Raw genomic sequence first — 16,489 nt, forward strand, 5'->3', positions numbered from 1 at the left:
CTGGGACAGGGTCTCTGGTGAGAGTCTGATGGAAACAAAAAAGCCCCAGATTTTCACCTGAGGCTTTGAAGTTGGCTCCGCGACCTGGACTCGAACCAGGGACCCAATGATTAACAGTCATTTGCTCTACCGACTGAGCTATCGCGGAACAGCGGTGCGTATCCTAATGATAACTAAGGGAAAGTCAACCCTCGGCAGCTCAGAGAACCTGCACGATCGCGTCAGTCACGTGGTCCAGATTGCTGTGGTTCAATGCTGCGGCACAGATGCGCCCGGTGCCGATCGCATATACGCCGAATTCGACGCGCAGGCGCTCGACCTGGGCGGCGGTCAGGCCTGAGTAGGAGAACATCCCGCGTTGCTTGGCGACAAAGCTGAAATCCTGCTTAGCGCCTTTTTCAGCCAGCTGTCGAACCATGGTCAGACGCATGTCCTGGATGCGGGTGCGCATCTCGCCCAGCTCGGTTTCCCACATGGCGCGCAGCTCAGGGCTGTTGAGCACGGCAGACACCACGGTCGCGCCATGGGTTGGCGGGTTGGAATAGTTGGTGCGGATCACGCGCTTGATCTGTGACAGGACTCGGGCCGACTCGTCGCGGTTCTGGGTCACCATCGACAGCGCGCCGACGCGCTCGCCATATAGCGAGAATGACTTGGAGAAGGAGCTCGATACAAAGAAGCTCATGCCTGAGTCGGCGAACAGGCGCACGGCAGCGGCATCCTCCTCGATGTTGTCACCGAAGCCCTGATAGGCGATGTCGATAAACGGCACGTGATCATTGGCGCGCAGCACTTCGAGGATCTGCTTCCAGTCCTCCAGCTGCAGGTCGACGCCGGTCGGGTTGTGGCAGCAGGCGTGCAGCACGACGATCGAGCGGGGCGGCAGGTTTTTCAGGTCTTCAAGCATGCCGGCGCGGTCGATGCCATGGCTGGCCGCGTCGTAATAGCTATAGTTCTGCACGGGAAAGCCGGCAGCCTCGAACAGTGCGCGGTGGTTTTCCCAGCTTGGATTGGTGATGGCGACGACCGCATCGGGCAGCATGCGCTTGAGGAAATCCGCGCCGATCTTCAGCGCGCCAGTGCCGCCCAAGGCCTGCGTAGTAACCACGCGGCCATCGGCAACCAGCGACGAGTCGGCACCGAACAGCAAGCCCTGTACAGCCATGTCATAACTGGCGATGCCCTCGATGGGCAGATAGCCACGCGGTGCATTCAGCTCCAGACGCGCCATCTCGGCGGCAGCCACAGCGCGCAGCAGGGGAATTCGACCTTCTTCGTTGTAGTAGACGCCCACCCCCAGGTTGACCTTGTTCTGCCGAGTGTCGGCATTGAAGGCTTCATTGAGGCCGAGGATCGGATCGCGCGGCGCCATTTCGACAGCGGAGAACAAACTCATGATGGGGAGGCTCGAAGAGAGGAGGTGACTGATGCAGCACCCTCGCTTCGCGCTGAGGGCGGTGCGCAAACGGGGCAAGAGTATAACGGGACTGGCCCTGTGCCGCGATATGCTAGGGCGGTTTTTCTGTCGGTTTAAGCCCAGCGGAGGCCGCGAGTTTTCCTGGCTTTGCCTGCTCGTCGCCCGAGCACTTGATATCGCTGAGCGAGCCCGCATTGAAAGGGGTTGTGGTTGCTGAGCGCCGCGTCGCCAGCAGCACGTTGCACGTCTGGAAACACCGCCATAGCGGCTCGAATATTCATTTTCGAGTCGTCTCGCTATCTGAAGAGGTCGATATGTCGCAGTTCGAATTGGTCACGCGCTTCAAGCCAGCCGGAGACCAGCCTGAAGCCATTCGGCAGATGATCGAAGGCATCGAGGCCGGCTTGTCGCACCAGACGTTGCTCGGTGTAACGGGGTCGGGCAAGACCTTCAGCATCGCCAACGTGATCGCCCACGTGCAGCGGCCCACGCTGGTGCTTGCGCCAAACAAGACGCTTGCAGCTCAGCTCTATGGGGAGTTCAAGGCGTTCTTCCCGAACAACGCGGTTGAGTATTTCGTCTCCTACTACGATTACTACCAGCCGGAAGCCTATGTGCCGTCGTCCGATACCTTCATCGAGAAGGATGCTTCGATCAACGACCATATCGAGCAGATGCGTTTATCAGCGACCAAGGCGCTGCTGGAGCGGTCGGACGCGATCATCGTCACTACTGTTTCGTGCATCTACGGCTTGGGTAGCCCCGAAACCTACCTGAAAATGGTGCTCCACATCGATCGAGGCGATCGCCTGGACCAGCGTGAGCTGCTGCGCAGACTCACCGGGCTGCAGTACACCCGCAATGAAATGGATTTCGCCCGTGCGACCTTTCGCGTGCGTGGCGATGTGATCGATGTCTATCCGGCCGAATCGGACCTGGAAGCGGTGCGCATCGAGCTGTTCGATGACGAAGTGGAAAGTCTGTCTGCCTTCGATCCCTTGACCGGCGAGGTAATCCGCAAGCTGCCGCGCTTCACCTTCTATCCCAAGAGCCACTACGTGACGCCGCGCGAGACCCTGCTGGATGCCATCGAGAACATCAAGGTGGAGCTCAAGGATCGCCTCGATTACCTGCGCAGCAACAACAAGCTGGTGGAGGCTCAGCGACTCGAGCAACGCACCCGTTTCGATCTGGAAATGATCATGGAGCTGGGCTATTGCAACGGCATCGAGAACTACTCGCGCTATTTGTCCGGGCGCGATTCTGGCGAGGCCCCACCGACGCTTTATGACTATCTGCCAGCCGATGCGCTGTTGGTGATCGACGAGTCCCACGTGAGCGTTCCGCAGGTCGGCGCCATGTACAAAGGCGACCGCTCACGCAAGGAGACGCTGGTCGAATACGGCTTCCGTCTGCCATCGGCGCTGGATAACCGGCCGATGCGTTTCGATGAGTGGGAGGCGATCAGCCCACAGACGATCTTCGTCTCGGCGACGCCCGGACCTTACGAGGCTGAGCACGCAGGGCGAGTGATCGAGCAGCTGGTAAGGCCCACCGGGCTGGTCGACCCTCAGATCGAGATACGCCCAGCGCTGACGCAGGTCGACGATCTGCTTTCGGAAATCAACAAGTGTGTGGTCAAGGAAGAGCGTGTGCTGGTCACGACGCTGACCAAGCGAATGGCTGAGGATCTCACCGACTACCTCGGCGATCACGGCGCGCGGGTGCGCTACCTGCACTCGGACATCGATACCGTGGAGCGGGTCGAGATCATCCGAGACCTGCGCCTGGGCGTGTTCGACGTTCTGGTAGGCATCAACCTGCTGCGTGAGGGTCTGGACATGCCCGAGGTGTCGCTGGTGGCGATCCTCGATGCGGACAAGGAAGGCTTCCTGCGCTCCGAGCGCTCGCTGATCCAGACCATCGGCCGCGCGGCGCGTAATCTCAACGGCCGGGCCATTCTGTATGCCGACAGAATAACCGGCTCGATGGAGCGGGCCATCGGCGAAACCGAGCGCCGGCGTAACAAGCAAATCGCCTTCAACGAAGCCAACGGCATCGTCCCGCAGGGTGTGTTCAAGGATGTTCAGGACATTCTGGAAGGCGCTACCGTGCCGGGCTCGCGCAGCAAGAAGCGTCGCGGCGAAGCCAAAGCGGCGGAAGAAGCGGCGCGCTACGAGAACGAACTCCGTTCACCGAGCGAGATCAGCAAACGGATTCGCCAGCTGGAAGAAAAGATGCTCGCCTATGCGCGCGATCTGGAATTCGAAGCCGCCGCGCAGACTCGCGACGAGATCCACAAACTACGCGAGAGGTTGCTGCAAGTGTGATGCTTTCGGTGCGTCGCAAGGCGACTCGGGCAAATAAATCGCCTCTACATTGCGGGACGCATAAGACGCTCGGTCCTGTAAGGGCGAGTTTTCCCCCGTGACCCTTGGCGAAATACCACCTGCCTCAGTGGGCTGCGCCACCTTTGATGTCGTCAGGCAGGCGCCGCGTCAGCAGCACAGCAACCATGCTGGCGGCTAGCGCAATGCCGACGAAGTGGAAGGCATCGTTGTACGCCATGATCATCGCTTGCTGATGAGTGATCTCGCTGATCCGCCCTAGTGCGGCCTGCTCGCTGCCCAGCTGCTGAGTCAGGGCGCTCAGCCGCTCCGCGACAGCAGGGTTGCCCGGCACCACCGACTCGCGCAGATAGTCGAAATAGATCTTCGCGCGACTGTCCAGCAGTGTCGCCAGCAAAGCGATGCCAATCGCGCCGCCGAGGTTGCGCAGAATGTTAAACAGGCTGGACGCTGAGCCGGCATCCTGCGGCTGGATGTAGGCCGTGGCGATCAACGATATGGTGACCATGATCATGGGTTGGCCGAGCGCTCGGATGATCTGGATCGGATGGAACTGGTCGCCGGCAAAGTCCGGATTGAGTGCGCCGGAGGCAAAGCTGGAGATGCCGAACAGGGCGAAGCCTGCAGCGCATAGCAGCTTTGGAGGAATGATCTTCATCAGCTTGGGAACCAGTGGAATCAGGAACAGCTGCGGAATGCCCATCCACATGATGACCTGGCCGATCTGCAGCGCGTTGTAGTTCTGGATCTGCGCCAGGTACAGCGGTAGCAGATAGATCGATCCATAAAGCCCGAGCCCCATGCCCAGGCTGGCGATGCTGGTCAGACCGAAGTTGCGCTCACACAGGATTCCCAAGTTGATCAGCGGGTTAGGCCGCGACAGCTGCAGGATCACGAAAAGAATCAGACTGACCACTGCCACCGAGCCCAGCTGGACGATCAGGGTCGATTCCAGCCAGTCCTTGCGATGTCCTTCTTCGAGAAATACCTGCAGGCATCCCAGCCCCATCGCGAGCGTGACGATGCCCGCGTAGTCGGTGCTTTTGAGCAGCTCCCAGTGCGGCGGCTTTTTCTCCAGACCGTACAGCAGGCCCGCGATCATCAGCAGCCCGGGCGGCACGTTGATGTAGAAAATGTATTCCCAGCCCCAGCGTTCGGTGAGCCAGCCGCCCAGCGTGGGCCCGATCGAGGGTGCAAAGGTCGCGGTGATGGCGAACAGCGCCATGCCCTTGGCGCGATGATGGTCCGGCAGCTTGATCAGCGTCAGGGTGAAGGCCAGCGGAATCAGCGCGCCGCCGGTGAAGCCCTGCAGTGCGCGAAACACGATCATGCTTTCCAGGTTCCAGGCAAAGGAACAGAGCAATGACGAGATCAGAAAACCGATCGATACCCAGACCGCCAGGCGCCGCGCAGAGAGCAGCTGCACCAGCCAGGCGGTGAGCGGAATCATGATGATTTCCGCCACCAGATAGGAGGTGGAGATCCAGGAGCCTTCCTCCAGCGTGGCGGACAATGCACCCTGGATGTCCTTCAGCGAAGAGTTGGTGATCTGGATATCCAGTACCGCCATGAAGGCGCCAAGCATGGCGCTCATCACGGCAATCCAGTCGCGTCGGCTAGGCTCACCGACCGGCCGGATCAGGGCATCAGCGGCCACGGATGTCGATCTTCACGTCCACCGACATGCCGGGGCGGATACGGCCCTTGAGCCGGTTATCGCTGGCAAAGGTCAGCTTGACCGGAATGCGCTGCACCACCTTGGTGAAGTTACCGGTGGCATTGTCCGGCGGCAGCAGACTGAACTGCGCGCCGGAGGCGGGGAACAGGCTTTCGACGCGGGCATCGATGGGCGTGTCAGGATAGGTGTCGAAGGTCAGTTCGGCGTTTTGTCCAACCTGCATCCGGCCGATCTGGGTTTCCTTGAAATTGGCCTGAACCCAGATTTCCTCGTCGGGAACGATCGACATCAGGTAGGCACCGACCGGCACGTATTGGCCGTTGCGCGCCGAACGCTGCCCGACGATCCCGCTGATCGGCGAGCGAATTTCCGTACGGCCCAGGTTCAGCTCGGCTTGCTCGATTTCGGCTCGAGCGCTGCTAATTTGCGCGTCCAGACGTTTGACGTCCGCTTCCAGCGCGTCGACCTGCTGGCGTTGCGCTGCCAGGTCGGCTCCGGCTTTCTGTCGCTGCGAGCGGGCGACCTTTGCGTCGGCAGACAGCGTGGTGACGCGTTCTTCCGAGATGAAGCCGGGCTTTCGTAGCGCTTCGACGCGCGACAGGTCCGTCTGGCTGCGTTCCAGATTTGCCTGAGCCGCGCCAACCGATGCCTGGCTGGCGGCGATCAGGCTACTCTGCTGCGCCAGGCGGCTGCGTGCCTGGGTGAGTTCAGCTTCACGAATCGCCAGGTTGGCCCTGGCCTGTTCCAGCGCGAGGCGGAAGTCGCCTGGCTCAAGGCTGACCAGCAGATCACCTGGTTGCACATGCTGATTATCCTGCACGTGGACCTGTTCAATACGCGCGGCGAGCTGGCTGGAAATCCGTGTGATTTCACCTTGTACATAGGCGTTGTCGGTGTGTTCGTAATGACGACCAACGAAATACCATTGAGCGAAGAACCCGGCTGCGACCAGCAGTACAAGGGCAACGAAGATGATCAATCGGCGTTTCAGCTGGGCGGGCATGGGGTCGCTCATTGGCGGAGTGAGCCGGCAATCTAGCAGCGTTCCGCTTGAGTAATAACCCGTTACAATTGCGAAACTTTGTTGCAAATACGGAACAATGCGATGGGTCTGGATGACGCGCTGATCTTCACTCGTGTGGTCGAGTGCCACAGTTTTACCCAGGCGGCTTCGAGCCTGGCCATGCAGAAGTCAACGGTAAGCCGTCGTATCGTCCAGCTCGAAGAGCGGTTGGGCGTGCGGTTGATCAACCGCACCACGCGCCGCTTGCGGCTGACCGAAGTGGGGCAGGCATACTACGAGCGCTGTCGGCAGATCATGGTCGATTTCGCCGAAGCTGAGCAGGCCGTCATGCAGCTTCAGCAGGCGCCGGCCGGGCTGCTGCGAATCTCCGCGCCGATCGAATTCGGTCAGTGGATCCTGGGTCGAGTGCTGGGTGATTTCATGCGCTTGTATCCGGAGATCAATGCCGAAGTGGAACTGGCATCGAGGCACATCGACCCGGTAGAGGAGGGTGTCGACATCGTCATCTCGGTGGGACAACCCCAGGACTCCAGTTTGATCGGGCGTAAGCTCTTCGAGACCCGGCGGCGACTCTGCGCCAGTCCGGAATATCTGGCCCAGCATGGCGTGCCCTCGCGGGCGGAGGATCTCGCCAGCCACCGCGCGATCACGCTGTCGCGCGACCCGGTGCGCTACTGGCCGATCCTCGAACAGAACGTCAGTTGCCGCCGGGTGCTGACCTGCAACAACATCACCTTTGCCCGCGAGGCTGCACTGGCCGGAGCAGGCATCGCGGCGCTACCGACCATGATCACCGACCAGGAGGTGCGTGAAGGTCATCTGGTCGAGCTTCTCCCAGATGTCGATCTGCCGATAGGCGAGGTGTATGCGGTGTATCCCTCGCGACGTTTTCAGGCGATGAAGGTCAAGGCGTTTCTTGATTTTCTGATGCAGTCGTTGCCAGTTGCGGAAGGCCGTCTGGTGGAGGCGGTGGATGCGCGCCTGTTAACATCGCGCCTTTACACGCGCTGACCCAGCCGGCCGAACCGGCTATCGCAGCCGTCGTGTCTTCCTGTGCCTTGATTCGAGAACATCATGACCACCGTTCGCACCCGTATCGCACCATCCCCTACCGGCGATCCGCATGTCGGCACCGCTTATATCGCGCTGTTCAACCTGTGCTTTGCGCGCCAGCACAGCGGCCAGTTCATCCTGCGCATTGAGGACACCGACCAGTTGCGCTCCACGCGCGAGTCGGAACAGCAGATCTATGACGCGCTGCGTTGGTTGGGCATCGAGTGGGACGAAGGCCCGGACGTGGGCGGTCCACACGGTCCGTATCGGCAGAGCGAGCGCGGCGAGATCTACAAGAAATATTCGGACGAGTTGGTCGCCAAGGGGCACGCGTTCCCGTGCTTCTGCAGTGCCGAGCGCCTGGATCAGGTGCGTGCCGAGCAGATGGCCAACAAGGAAACGCCGCGCTACGACGGGCATTGCATGCACATCCCGGCCGAAACCGCGCAGCAGCGCATTGCGGCGGGCGAGTCGCACGTGATCCGCATGAAGGTGCCAAGCGAGGGCATATGCCAGGTCAACGACATGCTCCGCGGCACGGTCGAAATCGGCTGGGATCGCATGGACATGCAGGTACTGATGAAGGCTGATGGTCTGCCGACCTACTTCCTGGCCAACGTCGTCGACGACCATCTGATGGGCATCACCCATGTGCTGCGCGGCGAGGAATGGCTGCCGTCGGCGCCGAAGCTGATCAAGCTCTACGAATATTTCGGTTGGGAACAGCCACAGCTCTGCTACATGCCACTGCTGCGCAACCCGGACAAGAGCAAGCTTTCCAAGCGCAAGAATCCCACTTCGGTGACTTTCTACGAGCGCATGGGTTTTATGCCCGAGGCGATGCTTAACTACCTGGGCCGCATGGGCTGGTCGATGCCGGACGAGCGAGAAAAATTCACGCTGGCGGAAATGATCGAACACTTCGACATCAATCGCGTCTCGCTGGGTGGGCCGATCTTCGATGTCGAAAAGCTGTCCTGGCTCAACGGCCAGTGGCTGCGCGAGCTACCAGTCGAGCAGTTCGCAGCCGAGGTGCAGAGGTGGGCGTTCAACCCCGAGTACATGATGAAGATCGCGCCCCACGTGCAGCAGCGCGTCGAGACCTTCAGCCAGATCGCGCCATTGGCTGGCTTCTTCTTCTCCGGCGCACTGACCCTTGATCCGACATTGTTCGAGCACAAGAAGCTCGACGCCACTCAGGTCCGTCAGGTATTGCAGCTGACGCTGTGGAAGCTGGAAGCTTTGCGTCAGTGGGACAAAGAGCGCATCACCGAATGCATCCAAGCGGTTGGGGCGCATCTCGAATTGAAGCTGCGTGATGTGATGCCCTTGATGTTCGCCTCGATCACCGGCCAGGCCAGCTCCGTGTCGGTGCTCGACGCCATGGAGATCATCGGGCCCGACCTGACCCGCTTCCGTCTGCGCCAGGCGTTGGAGCTGTTGGGCGGCGCTTCGAAGAAAGAAGTGAAAGAGTGGGAAAAGCTCTTCGCCGCGATGGCGTGATCCGCGATGGCTTCTCGGGACGCGGTTGGCGCCGTCCCGCAGCTGTTCAGCGTTTGCCACTCGTCGCCGGTAAGTATTTGTTCTGATGCCAAAAAATCTTCGGGGTCAGGCAAAAATATCGTTGACACTCCGAGAGGCCGCACCTAATATGCGCCCCGTCCTCGAGATGGGGCTATAGCTCAGCTGGGAGAGCGCTTGCATGGCATGCAAGAGGTCGACGGTTCGATCCCGTCTAGCTCCACCAATCTCGATTGCCACACCGGTTCACGCCGGTTGCCTTTGAAGGGCCTTGCGTCCCCTTCGTCTAGTGGCCTAGGACACCGCCCTTTCACGGCGGTAACAGGGGTTCGAGTCCCCTAGGGGACGCCATTATTCAAAATCGCAACGCGAGAGCGGGGCGAGTCGAGAGACATTAAATCCGGGGCTATAGCTCAGCTGGGAGAGCGCTTGCATGGCATGCAAGAGGTCGACGGTTCGATCCCGTCTAGCTCCACCAATCCACGACAGGTCGTAGCGGTTACGGTTTGTTCATCGAAGGTTTCGTCCCCTTCGTCTAGTGGCCTAGGACACCGCCCTTTCACGGCGGTAACAGGGGTTCGAGTCCCCTAGGGGACGCCATTTTTTTTGCCCGTTTTGGGCATCAAAGGGTCATTTCTCACGAAATGACCCTTTTTGTTTTGCCCGCAATTTGAGCGTCGTCATCAGGGCGACATGGTCTGGCATGCTGAATGGTGGGCCATAGATCCGGCCCGCATGCGTGACAATCAGGCGGCAGGTGGCTTCCAATAGGCGATTCGGCCGCATCTGCGGCGCACAGCACAGCGAGGGTACGCATGATCTGGGACCAGGCTGACTCATTCGTCATCGATATTGACGTGCAATCCGAGCATATCGACGAGCTCGGCCACGCAAACAATGCGGTTTATGTGACTTGGCTGGAAACTTGCGCCTGGCAGCATTCGCAGCATCTGGGGCTTGGGCTGGGCGACTACCGTAGGCTTGATCGAGCGATGGCGGTACTGCGACACGAAATCGACTACTTGGCTGCTGCGTATCAGGGCGATCAATTGCAGCTCGGTACTTGGATCGTGGACTCCGATCAGCGACTGAAGATGAAGCGTGATTTCCAGCTGATCCGGCCGGCGGACGGGGTGACGCTGTTACGTGCGCAAACCACATTCGTCTGCATTCAGTTGTCTACCGGCAAGCCCAAGCGCATGCCGGGCGAGTTTGTCGAGGGGTATGGCAAGGCGCTGGTGCAGCCTTATCCCCTCGAACTCTGACCCGATTGATGATCAGCGCTGTTCCGGCTTGCTGACGTCTGCCTCGCGGCGTTCCTCGGCATCGCCGCGCCAATCGTCCTGCACCTCGTTTTCCATCTTCTGCTTGAGGGTCTTGGGGTCATTCTTGATGTTTGCCGTATCGGCGCGCTGGTGGTTTTCATTCATTGCGCTGCCCTGGGCCGTGCTTGACAAGCCAAGGTCTTCGTCGTCCTGCATGGCTTCCTGATTGGCCATTGCTCCAGTCGCAAGCAGGCTGGTGAAAAGGGCAGTGGCAATACTCAAGGTCTTCATCGGTAATCCTCCGGGTAGCTTGGAAGTGTTTGCTGCTCTACCTCTTAAATTCCGACTCGGTGGTCCGGGAATTGTTCGTGGGTAGCCGCATTGGCCGGGGCTTGCAAGCGATGGCGCGGCCTCTAGCGCCGCGCTTTCGCTCGTTTTACCTCTGGTCGGTTTGCCGCCCGACTGGTTTGTTCAGCTGAGTAAATACAGCGAATTGCCAGTGGCCGCCGGTTCCAAGAAGGTTCCGGAAAAGTGATCGCCTCGAAGTCGCCGGCTCGCTTATCCGCTCATCCTCACAATATCCTCGGGGCGACCCGGATCGGCCATAATGTCGCGCGGCCCGCTTCGCTCTTGATGGAGTTGTTCAAGGGGAGCGGCGGTTTAGTCCAGTCACGAGTTTCTTACCGTTATCCCGTCCAGAAAAATCATCCATGTCGATTGCGATTGCTTCTATGCCGCGATCGAGATGCGCGACGATCCCAGTCTTGCCAACCGGCCTATTGCGGTTGGTGGCTTGGCTGATCGACGCGGCGTTATTGCCACCTGCAACTACGAAGCTCGCGCATACGGCGTGCGCTCCGCGATGGCCTCCGGTCATGCGCTGAAGCTGTGCCCGGATCTGCTGATCGTGCGGCCGCGGATGGATGCCTATAAGGAAGCTTCGCGCGGAATCCACGGGATTTTCCGGACCTACACCGATCTGATCGAACCCTTATCGCTCGACGAGGCTTTTCTCGATGTGAGTGGCTGCGAACATTTTGCCGGCAGCGCCACCCGCATCGCACAGGACATCCGCCGGCGAGTCTGGCAGCAGCTGCGCATCACGGTTTCAGCGGGCGTTGCGCCTAACAAGTTTCTGGCAAAGATCGCCAGCGACTGGAACAAGCCGGATGGTCTGTTCGTGATTACCCCAGATCAGGTGGACGATTTCGTTCTCGCTCTGCCGGTCACCAAACTCCATGGTGTCGGCCGGGTGACGGCGGAGAAGCTGAAGCGCATGGGTATTCACACCTGTGCTGATCTGCGCAGATGGAGGCGCCTTGATCTGGTTCGGGATTTCGGCTCGTTCGGTGAGCGACTGTGGGGGCTGGCGCATGGCGTCGACGAGCGCCTGGTTCAGGTCGAGAGCCGGCGCCAGTCGGTCAGCGTCGAGAATACCTACGAGCGCGACTTACCAGACCTCGCCGCCTGCCTTGAGCGACTTCCGGAGTTGCTCGAGCAACTCGCCGGCAGAATGGCGCGACTCGATAGCGGCTACCGGCCCGGCAAGCCGTTCGTGAAGTTGAAGTTCCATGACTTCACCCAGACGACCCTCGAACAGTCCGGTGCCGGACTGGAGCTTGAAGACTATGCCGACCTTCTGGCGGGCGCCTTTGCCCGTGGCAAGCGACCGGTGCGGTTGATTGGCGTCGGGGTTCGTTTGATCGACCTGCGAAGCGGCTTCGAGCAGTTGCGGTTGTTCTGATCGCCGTCCGTTGGTCATCCGCCTAAGTCCACCCTGTTTTTTGGTACGTCTGTTGCTTCAGCTGTTGCGACGTGGCCAAAGCTGCCACTTTTCCGGCGCGGATTGTTCAGGCGCGGACTAGCGACGAGTGGCCTAACTGAGGGGCAGCAGTGGCCGATACGGTGGAAGGTTTTTGACGCCTTGTCGTGAAGAGCAGAGGTGTCGGTGATTGGACTAGATAACGCTTTTTGTTAGGCTTCCTAGATAGATGGCAATCTGATATCAGATTGGGTGCGTGTGTTCCGTCTCGTGTTTAGAGTTGTGCAAGTCGCGAAGCGGCAGGAGTGCCTTCCCTGATGGGGCTATTTTTCAAACGTCGCAAAGCCACCGCAATGGGGCTACTGGGTCTTGAGTTCGGGCCGCAAGGCGTCGCACTCGCGCAGGTTCAGCGTGCTGAGGGCGAGACACCACAGTTGCTGCGTTGCGACTACCTTGAGGGTCAGCCGGAGGCGCAAGCTGAATTGCTCAAGCAAGCCGTTGCCGAGCATGGCCTCAGCGGTATGTCGGTCAATCTCCTGCTGCACCCTTCGGCTTATCAGATGTTCCTGCTGGAAGCGCCAGAGGTACCGGCTGAAGAGCTGCGTGACGCCATGCGCTGGCGCGTCAAGGATTTGCTCAGCGAGCCGCTTGAAGACGTTGTCATCGATTGCTTTAGCCTTCCGGAGGACGCTTATCGTGGCCGCACGCGCATGGTCTATTGCGTGGTGCTGAAAAAGTCCCGGATGAATGAGTTTCGCTCACTCGTCCAGCATGCCGGCCTGATCCTGGCAAGCATCGACATCACTGAAATGGCCTTTCGCAACCTCGGGCTGCTGGCCGGTGCCGATGCCATCAATTTGGCGCTGTTGCGCCTACGTACCAGCGAAGGCTTGATCTGTGTACAGAACGGTGCCGATCTGTATATGGCACGGCGTATCGAACACGGTCTGGCACGAGCCGAGCAGGATCTGTCCAGCATGACCCTGGAGATCCAGCGCTCGCTCGACTACTACGAAAGTCAGTTGGGCAAAGGCTATATCAGCCGCCTGTTGCTATTGCCGATGAAACAGGACGGTGAGCGGACCCATCAGGCGCTGGCGGCCGGGCTGGCTGTCAATCTGCAACGGCTGGATTTACGTGAGCTGTTCCCGGGGCAGCCGGCCGGTGACCTCGCCGAATCGAGCCAGGCCTTCTGTATCGGCGCTGTCGGTGCCGCCCTGCGTCAGGATGCTTGCTGATGCAGAACATCAACCTCTATCAACGCGAACGCCGTAGCGGCGGTGGACCACGCCCCAGGCAGATGCAGTTGGGCGTCGCGCTGGTTATCGCAGTGCTGGCGATCCATGGCGCATGGCAGGGCTGGGAGCTGCATACCGCCGGCCAAGCTGCCGTACTCGCCGAACAGCAGGCCGGGCAGGCAGAGGCCAGGCTAGACGTGGTCAAGGCAGATTTTCGCGAGCCGATGCTCGATCCGCGGCTTCCGCTGCAGCTGGCCGAACGCGAAGCCGAGAACCGAGAACTGCGACGACTCGCCGACCACCTCAAAACGTTGGATGCGCAACGCAGCACCGGCTTCTCGGAGTTGCTGCAGGGACTGGCTGATCGCCACCCACCGCAAGGGCTCTGGCTGACCCGGATTCGCCTGCAGGCGGGCGGGGATGAAATGGCACTGCAGGGTCTGACGCAGGATCAGGAACTGCTCCCGCTTTATTTGCAGAGCCTGGGTCAGAGCAGCGCGTTCAGCGGACGCGAGTTCGCCCGTTTCGATCTTCAGCGCGACGACAGCGATCTGCTGCAGTTCCGCTTGTCCTCCCAGGCCGTGACGGAGCCGGACGATGAATAAGCTCATCCAACACTGGCAGGGGCTGGCGCCGCGCGAGCAATGGCTGACCTTCGGGGTGGGGCTGTCGCTGCTGATCATGCTCTACGTGTTGTTGATCGCCGAGCCGCTGGGCCTGCGCATTGCCGCCGAAACCAGTCGGCAACAGGCTGCGCATACCCGTCTTCTCGCGGCTGAGAGCAGCCTGCTGGAAATCCAGGCCAAGCTTGCGGCCGATCCGAACCTGAGCTACCGGCAGGCACTGGCGGCTGCACAGGTCAGCCATGACGAGCTGCTGCAACGTATCGATCTGGAAACCAGCACCCTGGTATCGCCGACCCGGATGAAGGGGCTGCTGCAGGATCTGTTGCGTAACCAGACCCAGCTCAAACTGGTTGCCCTGGAAAGCTCGAGCGGGCCGCTCGCGGTGCCCGCTGCGGCAACGGCTGAGGGCAAGGAGCAAAAGACGCCACCGGTGGTGTTCTATCGCCATGGCCTGCGTCTGACCCTCGAAGGCGGCTATTTCGACCTACTGGCCTATCTCAACGCCGTTCAGGCGAGTGGCTGGCGCTTGCATTGGGACAGCCTGAACTACGAAGTCGGTGAGGAGGGTGCTGGCCGGGCTCGCGTCACCCTCGACTTGCATACCTTGAGTCGCGATGCGGGGTGGGTTGGTGTTTAGAACTGCAGTCAAACTTCTCTGCCTGGCTTCGCTGTTCGGCGCCGCGCCTGTCGTCGCGCTGGATCCCACGCAACCGCCGGCCGGGCGGGCGGCTGGTGATGCGCCGGTAGACGCGGCTGCCAGCTTGCACCTGCAGGCGATCCTGCGTGGCCCCGGGCGTGCCAGCGCCGTGATCAACGGAAACAGCCTGCAGGTCGGTGACCGCGTGGGAGATGCCCGCATCCTTGCAATTCACCGGCACGCCGTCGTCATTGATCGCCAAGGTCAGCAGCAAGAACTGCACCTCAGCGCCCCCATCATTCAAACGAGCCGTACCCAGCCATGATGCCGACCCAGATGTCTCGCTTCGGCGTGTTGAGCCTGATCTGCCTGCTTTCTGCCTGTCAGACCTTCGAAGACGGCGATCAACGTCTGTACGAGCAGAGCAACCGCCTGTTCGAGGAAAGCCTGGAACAGAACCAGCTGAAAGTGGTTCCGCCAGTTTCGGTGCAGGCGGGACTGATCCCACCTTTGGCAGCCGACAAGCTCGTCGTCTCGGGGCCTCGTTTCGACGTGGCCGTCAGCGACATGCCGGCCCGCGAGTTTTTCCTCAGCCTGATGAACAGCGCCGGGGAAAATCTGCTGGTGCACCCCGGCGTGACCGGCAACGTAACCTTCAGCCTGCGTAACGTCACCCTCGAAGAAACCCTGGCGGCGGTTCGGGATAGCTACGGCTATGACTACCAGCGTACCGCCTACGGCTATCAGATCCAGCCGAATGAGGCGATTACCCGCACCTACGATCTCGACTACCTGAACGTCCAGCGCCAGGGGATGACCGACACCCGCGTAAGCTCGGGCCAGGTCACCAGCAGCGATAGCACCGGCGTCGGCGCGGCAGGCACCACGACCAGCAGTACCTCCTCGACGGTGAATGCCAGCCAGTTGCTGACCACCAGCAACGTGGACTTCTGGAGCGAAGTGCGAGCCGTGATCGAGATGATGATCGGCGGCGAAGAAGGCAATCAGGTCGTCGTGAATCCGCAAAGCGGATTGCTTGTGGTGCGAGCCTCCAGCGCGGATCAGCAGGCTGTAGAGCGCTTTCTGATCCTGGCTCAGCGCAACCTGCAACGTCAGGTCATCCTCGAAACCAAGATCCTCGAGGTGAATCTGTCCGATGGCTTTCAGTCCGGCATCAACTGGGCTCAGCTCGGCAGCATGGGCAATGCCGATTTCAGCCTTGGCGTGCAGGGCGACGCGCTGAGCGGGCCGAACAGCGTCGGCGGTGTGTTCAGTGCTGCGGTGCAGGTCGGTGACTTCAGTGGCGTGCTGCAACTGCTGGAGACCCAAGGCGAGGTACGTGTGCTGTCCAGCCCACGGATTTCGACACTGAACAACCAGAAGGCGGTCATCAAGGTCGGCACGGACGAGTTCTTCGTGACCGATGTTTCGACTACCACGACGTCGCTCGTGGGCGGCACCACTGCACCGGACCTGGACATCACCCTGACGCCATTCTTCTCCGGCATATCGCTGGATGTCACCCCGCAGATCGATGAGAACGGCCAGGTCACGCTGCACGTGCGGCCGACCGTCAGCCGCGTGCAGGACCAGAACAAGACCATCCAGCTCGGCGGCTCGGACAATGTCTTCAATCTGCCGCTGGCGCTGTCGACTACACGTCAGTCCGACTCCATCGTGCGCGCCCGCAGCGGTCAGGTGGTGGTCATCGGCGGCCTGCTGGAAAACCGCAACACCAATACCGATGCAAACATTCCCTGGGCCTCGAAGCTGCCGATAGTGGGCACGCTGTTTCAGCAACAACGCAAAGCCTTGCTGCAGACCGAGCTGGTGATCCTCATGCGGCCACAAGTGGTGGACGATCAGGTCTGGTTGGATGATCTGCGTAAATCCGCCGAATCCTTCCGGTCGACCAGGTAA

Annotated in this window: 14 protein-coding genes and 5 tRNA genes; 14 read left to right on the top strand and 5 right to left on the bottom strand. The window is 60.5% G+C overall.

Annotation, left to right across the window (positions count from 1 at the left end; translation table 11 throughout):
* Positions 1-72: 72 nt before the first annotated feature.
* Positions 73-148 (bottom strand) — tRNA-Asn (locus ACIGHL_RS05290).
* A 51-nt stretch (positions 149-199) separates the two neighbouring features.
* Positions 200-1,396: an amino acid aminotransferase gene (locus ACIGHL_RS05295; RefSeq protein ID WP_216706874.1), complete on the bottom strand. Its 1,197-nt coding sequence runs from the start codon at positions 1,394-1,396 to the stop codon at positions 200-202.
* A gap of 335 nt (positions 1,397-1,731) precedes the next feature.
* On the opposite strand from ACIGHL_RS05295, the gene uvrB reads away from it, so the two are divergent.
* Positions 1,732-3,747 carry an excinuclease ABC subunit UvrB gene (uvrB, locus tag ACIGHL_RS05300; RefSeq protein ID WP_128119341.1) on the top strand — a complete coding sequence of 672 codons (2,016 nt, stop codon included), beginning with the start codon at positions 1,732-1,734 and terminating at the stop codon, positions 3,745-3,747.
* A gap of 124 nt (positions 3,748-3,871) precedes the next feature.
* Here uvrB and ACIGHL_RS05305 read toward each other — a convergent pair whose 3' ends face one another.
* Positions 3,872-5,422, bottom strand: coding sequence for an MDR family MFS transporter (locus ACIGHL_RS05305; RefSeq protein WP_128119340.1), 1,551 nt, complete (start codon positions 5,420-5,422; stop codon positions 3,872-3,874).
* On the bottom strand, positions 5,412-6,446 hold the full coding sequence (locus tag ACIGHL_RS05310) for an HlyD family secretion protein (RefSeq protein ID WP_128119339.1): 1,035 nt from the start codon (positions 6,444-6,446) through the stop codon (positions 5,412-5,414). The genes ACIGHL_RS05305 and ACIGHL_RS05310 overlap by 11 nt, the downstream gene beginning before the upstream one ends.
* A 102-nt stretch (positions 6,447-6,548) precedes the next feature.
* Between ACIGHL_RS05310 and ACIGHL_RS05315 the strand changes: the two genes are divergently transcribed.
* The 7 genes from ACIGHL_RS05315 (at position 6,549) to ACIGHL_RS05345 (ending at position 10,306) form a co-directional block, all read left to right on the top strand.
* Complete coding sequence (locus tag ACIGHL_RS05315; protein WP_128119338.1) at positions 6,549-7,478, top strand: LysR family transcriptional regulator; 930 nt, start codon at positions 6,549-6,551, stop codon at positions 7,476-7,478.
* Positions 7,479-7,541: 63 nt separating this feature from the next.
* The gene (gene gltX, locus ACIGHL_RS05320; RefSeq protein ID WP_128119337.1) at positions 7,542-9,023 is read left to right on the top strand and encodes a glutamate--tRNA ligase; all 1,482 of its coding nucleotides are present in this window, start codon (positions 7,542-7,544) and stop codon (positions 9,021-9,023) included.
* 168 nt (positions 9,024-9,191) lie between these two features.
* Positions 9,192-9,267, top strand: a tRNA-Ala gene (locus ACIGHL_RS05325).
* Positions 9,268-9,316: 49 nt separating this feature from the next.
* A tRNA-Glu gene (locus ACIGHL_RS05330) sits at positions 9,317-9,392 on the top strand.
* A 51-nt stretch (positions 9,393-9,443) separates the two neighbouring features.
* Positions 9,444-9,519: transfer RNA gene (locus tag ACIGHL_RS05335), tRNA-Ala, on the top strand.
* Positions 9,520-9,565: 46 nt separating this feature from the next.
* Positions 9,566-9,641: transfer RNA gene (locus ACIGHL_RS05340), tRNA-Glu, on the top strand.
* Positions 9,642-9,856: 215 nt separating this feature from the next.
* Positions 9,857-10,306: an acyl-CoA thioesterase gene (locus ACIGHL_RS05345; protein ID WP_128119336.1), complete on the top strand. Its 450-nt coding sequence runs from the start codon at positions 9,857-9,859 to the stop codon at positions 10,304-10,306.
* A 12-nt stretch (positions 10,307-10,318) separates the two neighbouring features.
* Here the strand turns inward: ACIGHL_RS05345 and ACIGHL_RS05350 are convergent, their stop codons facing one another.
* Complete coding sequence (locus tag ACIGHL_RS05350) at positions 10,319-10,597, bottom strand: hypothetical protein (RefSeq protein ID WP_128119335.1); 279 nt, start codon at positions 10,595-10,597, stop codon at positions 10,319-10,321.
* Positions 10,598-10,994: 397 nt separating this feature from the next.
* Here ACIGHL_RS05350 and dinB point away from each other — a divergent pair, with 397 nt between their 5' ends.
* The 6 genes from dinB to mshL all read left to right on the top strand — a co-directional run bounded on the left by dinB (position 10,995) and on the right by mshL (position 16,489).
* The gene (gene dinB, locus ACIGHL_RS05355) at positions 10,995-12,050 is read left to right on the top strand and encodes a DNA polymerase IV (protein ID WP_128119334.1); all 1,056 of its coding nucleotides are present in this window, start codon (positions 10,995-10,997) and stop codon (positions 12,048-12,050) included.
* Positions 12,051-12,385: 335 nt separating this feature from the next.
* A complete protein-coding gene (locus ACIGHL_RS05360; RefSeq protein ID WP_128119333.1) occupies positions 12,386-13,306 on the top strand; it encodes a type IV pilus biogenesis protein PilM in 921 nt (306 codons plus the stop codon).
* Positions 13,306-13,911, top strand: a complete 606-nt coding sequence (locus ACIGHL_RS05365) for a PilN domain-containing protein (protein ID WP_128119332.1) — start codon at positions 13,306-13,308, stop codon at positions 13,909-13,911. Before ACIGHL_RS05360 ends, ACIGHL_RS05365 begins: the two co-directional genes overlap by 1 nt.
* A complete protein-coding gene (locus tag ACIGHL_RS05370) occupies positions 13,904-14,569 on the top strand; it encodes a type II secretion system protein M (protein WP_128119331.1) in 666 nt (221 codons plus the stop codon). The genes ACIGHL_RS05365 and ACIGHL_RS05370 overlap by 8 nt, the downstream gene beginning before the upstream one ends.
* Entirely contained in the window at positions 14,562-14,894 is a 333-nt protein-coding gene (locus ACIGHL_RS05375; protein WP_241509015.1) for a type II secretion system protein N, read from the top strand. Before ACIGHL_RS05370 ends, ACIGHL_RS05375 begins: the two co-directional genes overlap by 8 nt.
* On the top strand, positions 14,891-16,489 hold the full coding sequence (gene mshL / locus ACIGHL_RS05380) for a pilus (MSHA type) biogenesis protein MshL (RefSeq protein WP_046161867.1): 1,599 nt from the start codon (positions 14,891-14,893) through the stop codon (positions 16,487-16,489). The genes ACIGHL_RS05375 and mshL overlap by 4 nt, the downstream gene beginning before the upstream one ends.

The organism is Pseudomonas sp. NPDC077451 (genome assembly GCF_044543345.1).
Classification (GTDB): domain Bacteria; phylum Pseudomonadota; class Gammaproteobacteria; order Pseudomonadales; family Pseudomonadaceae; genus Stutzerimonas.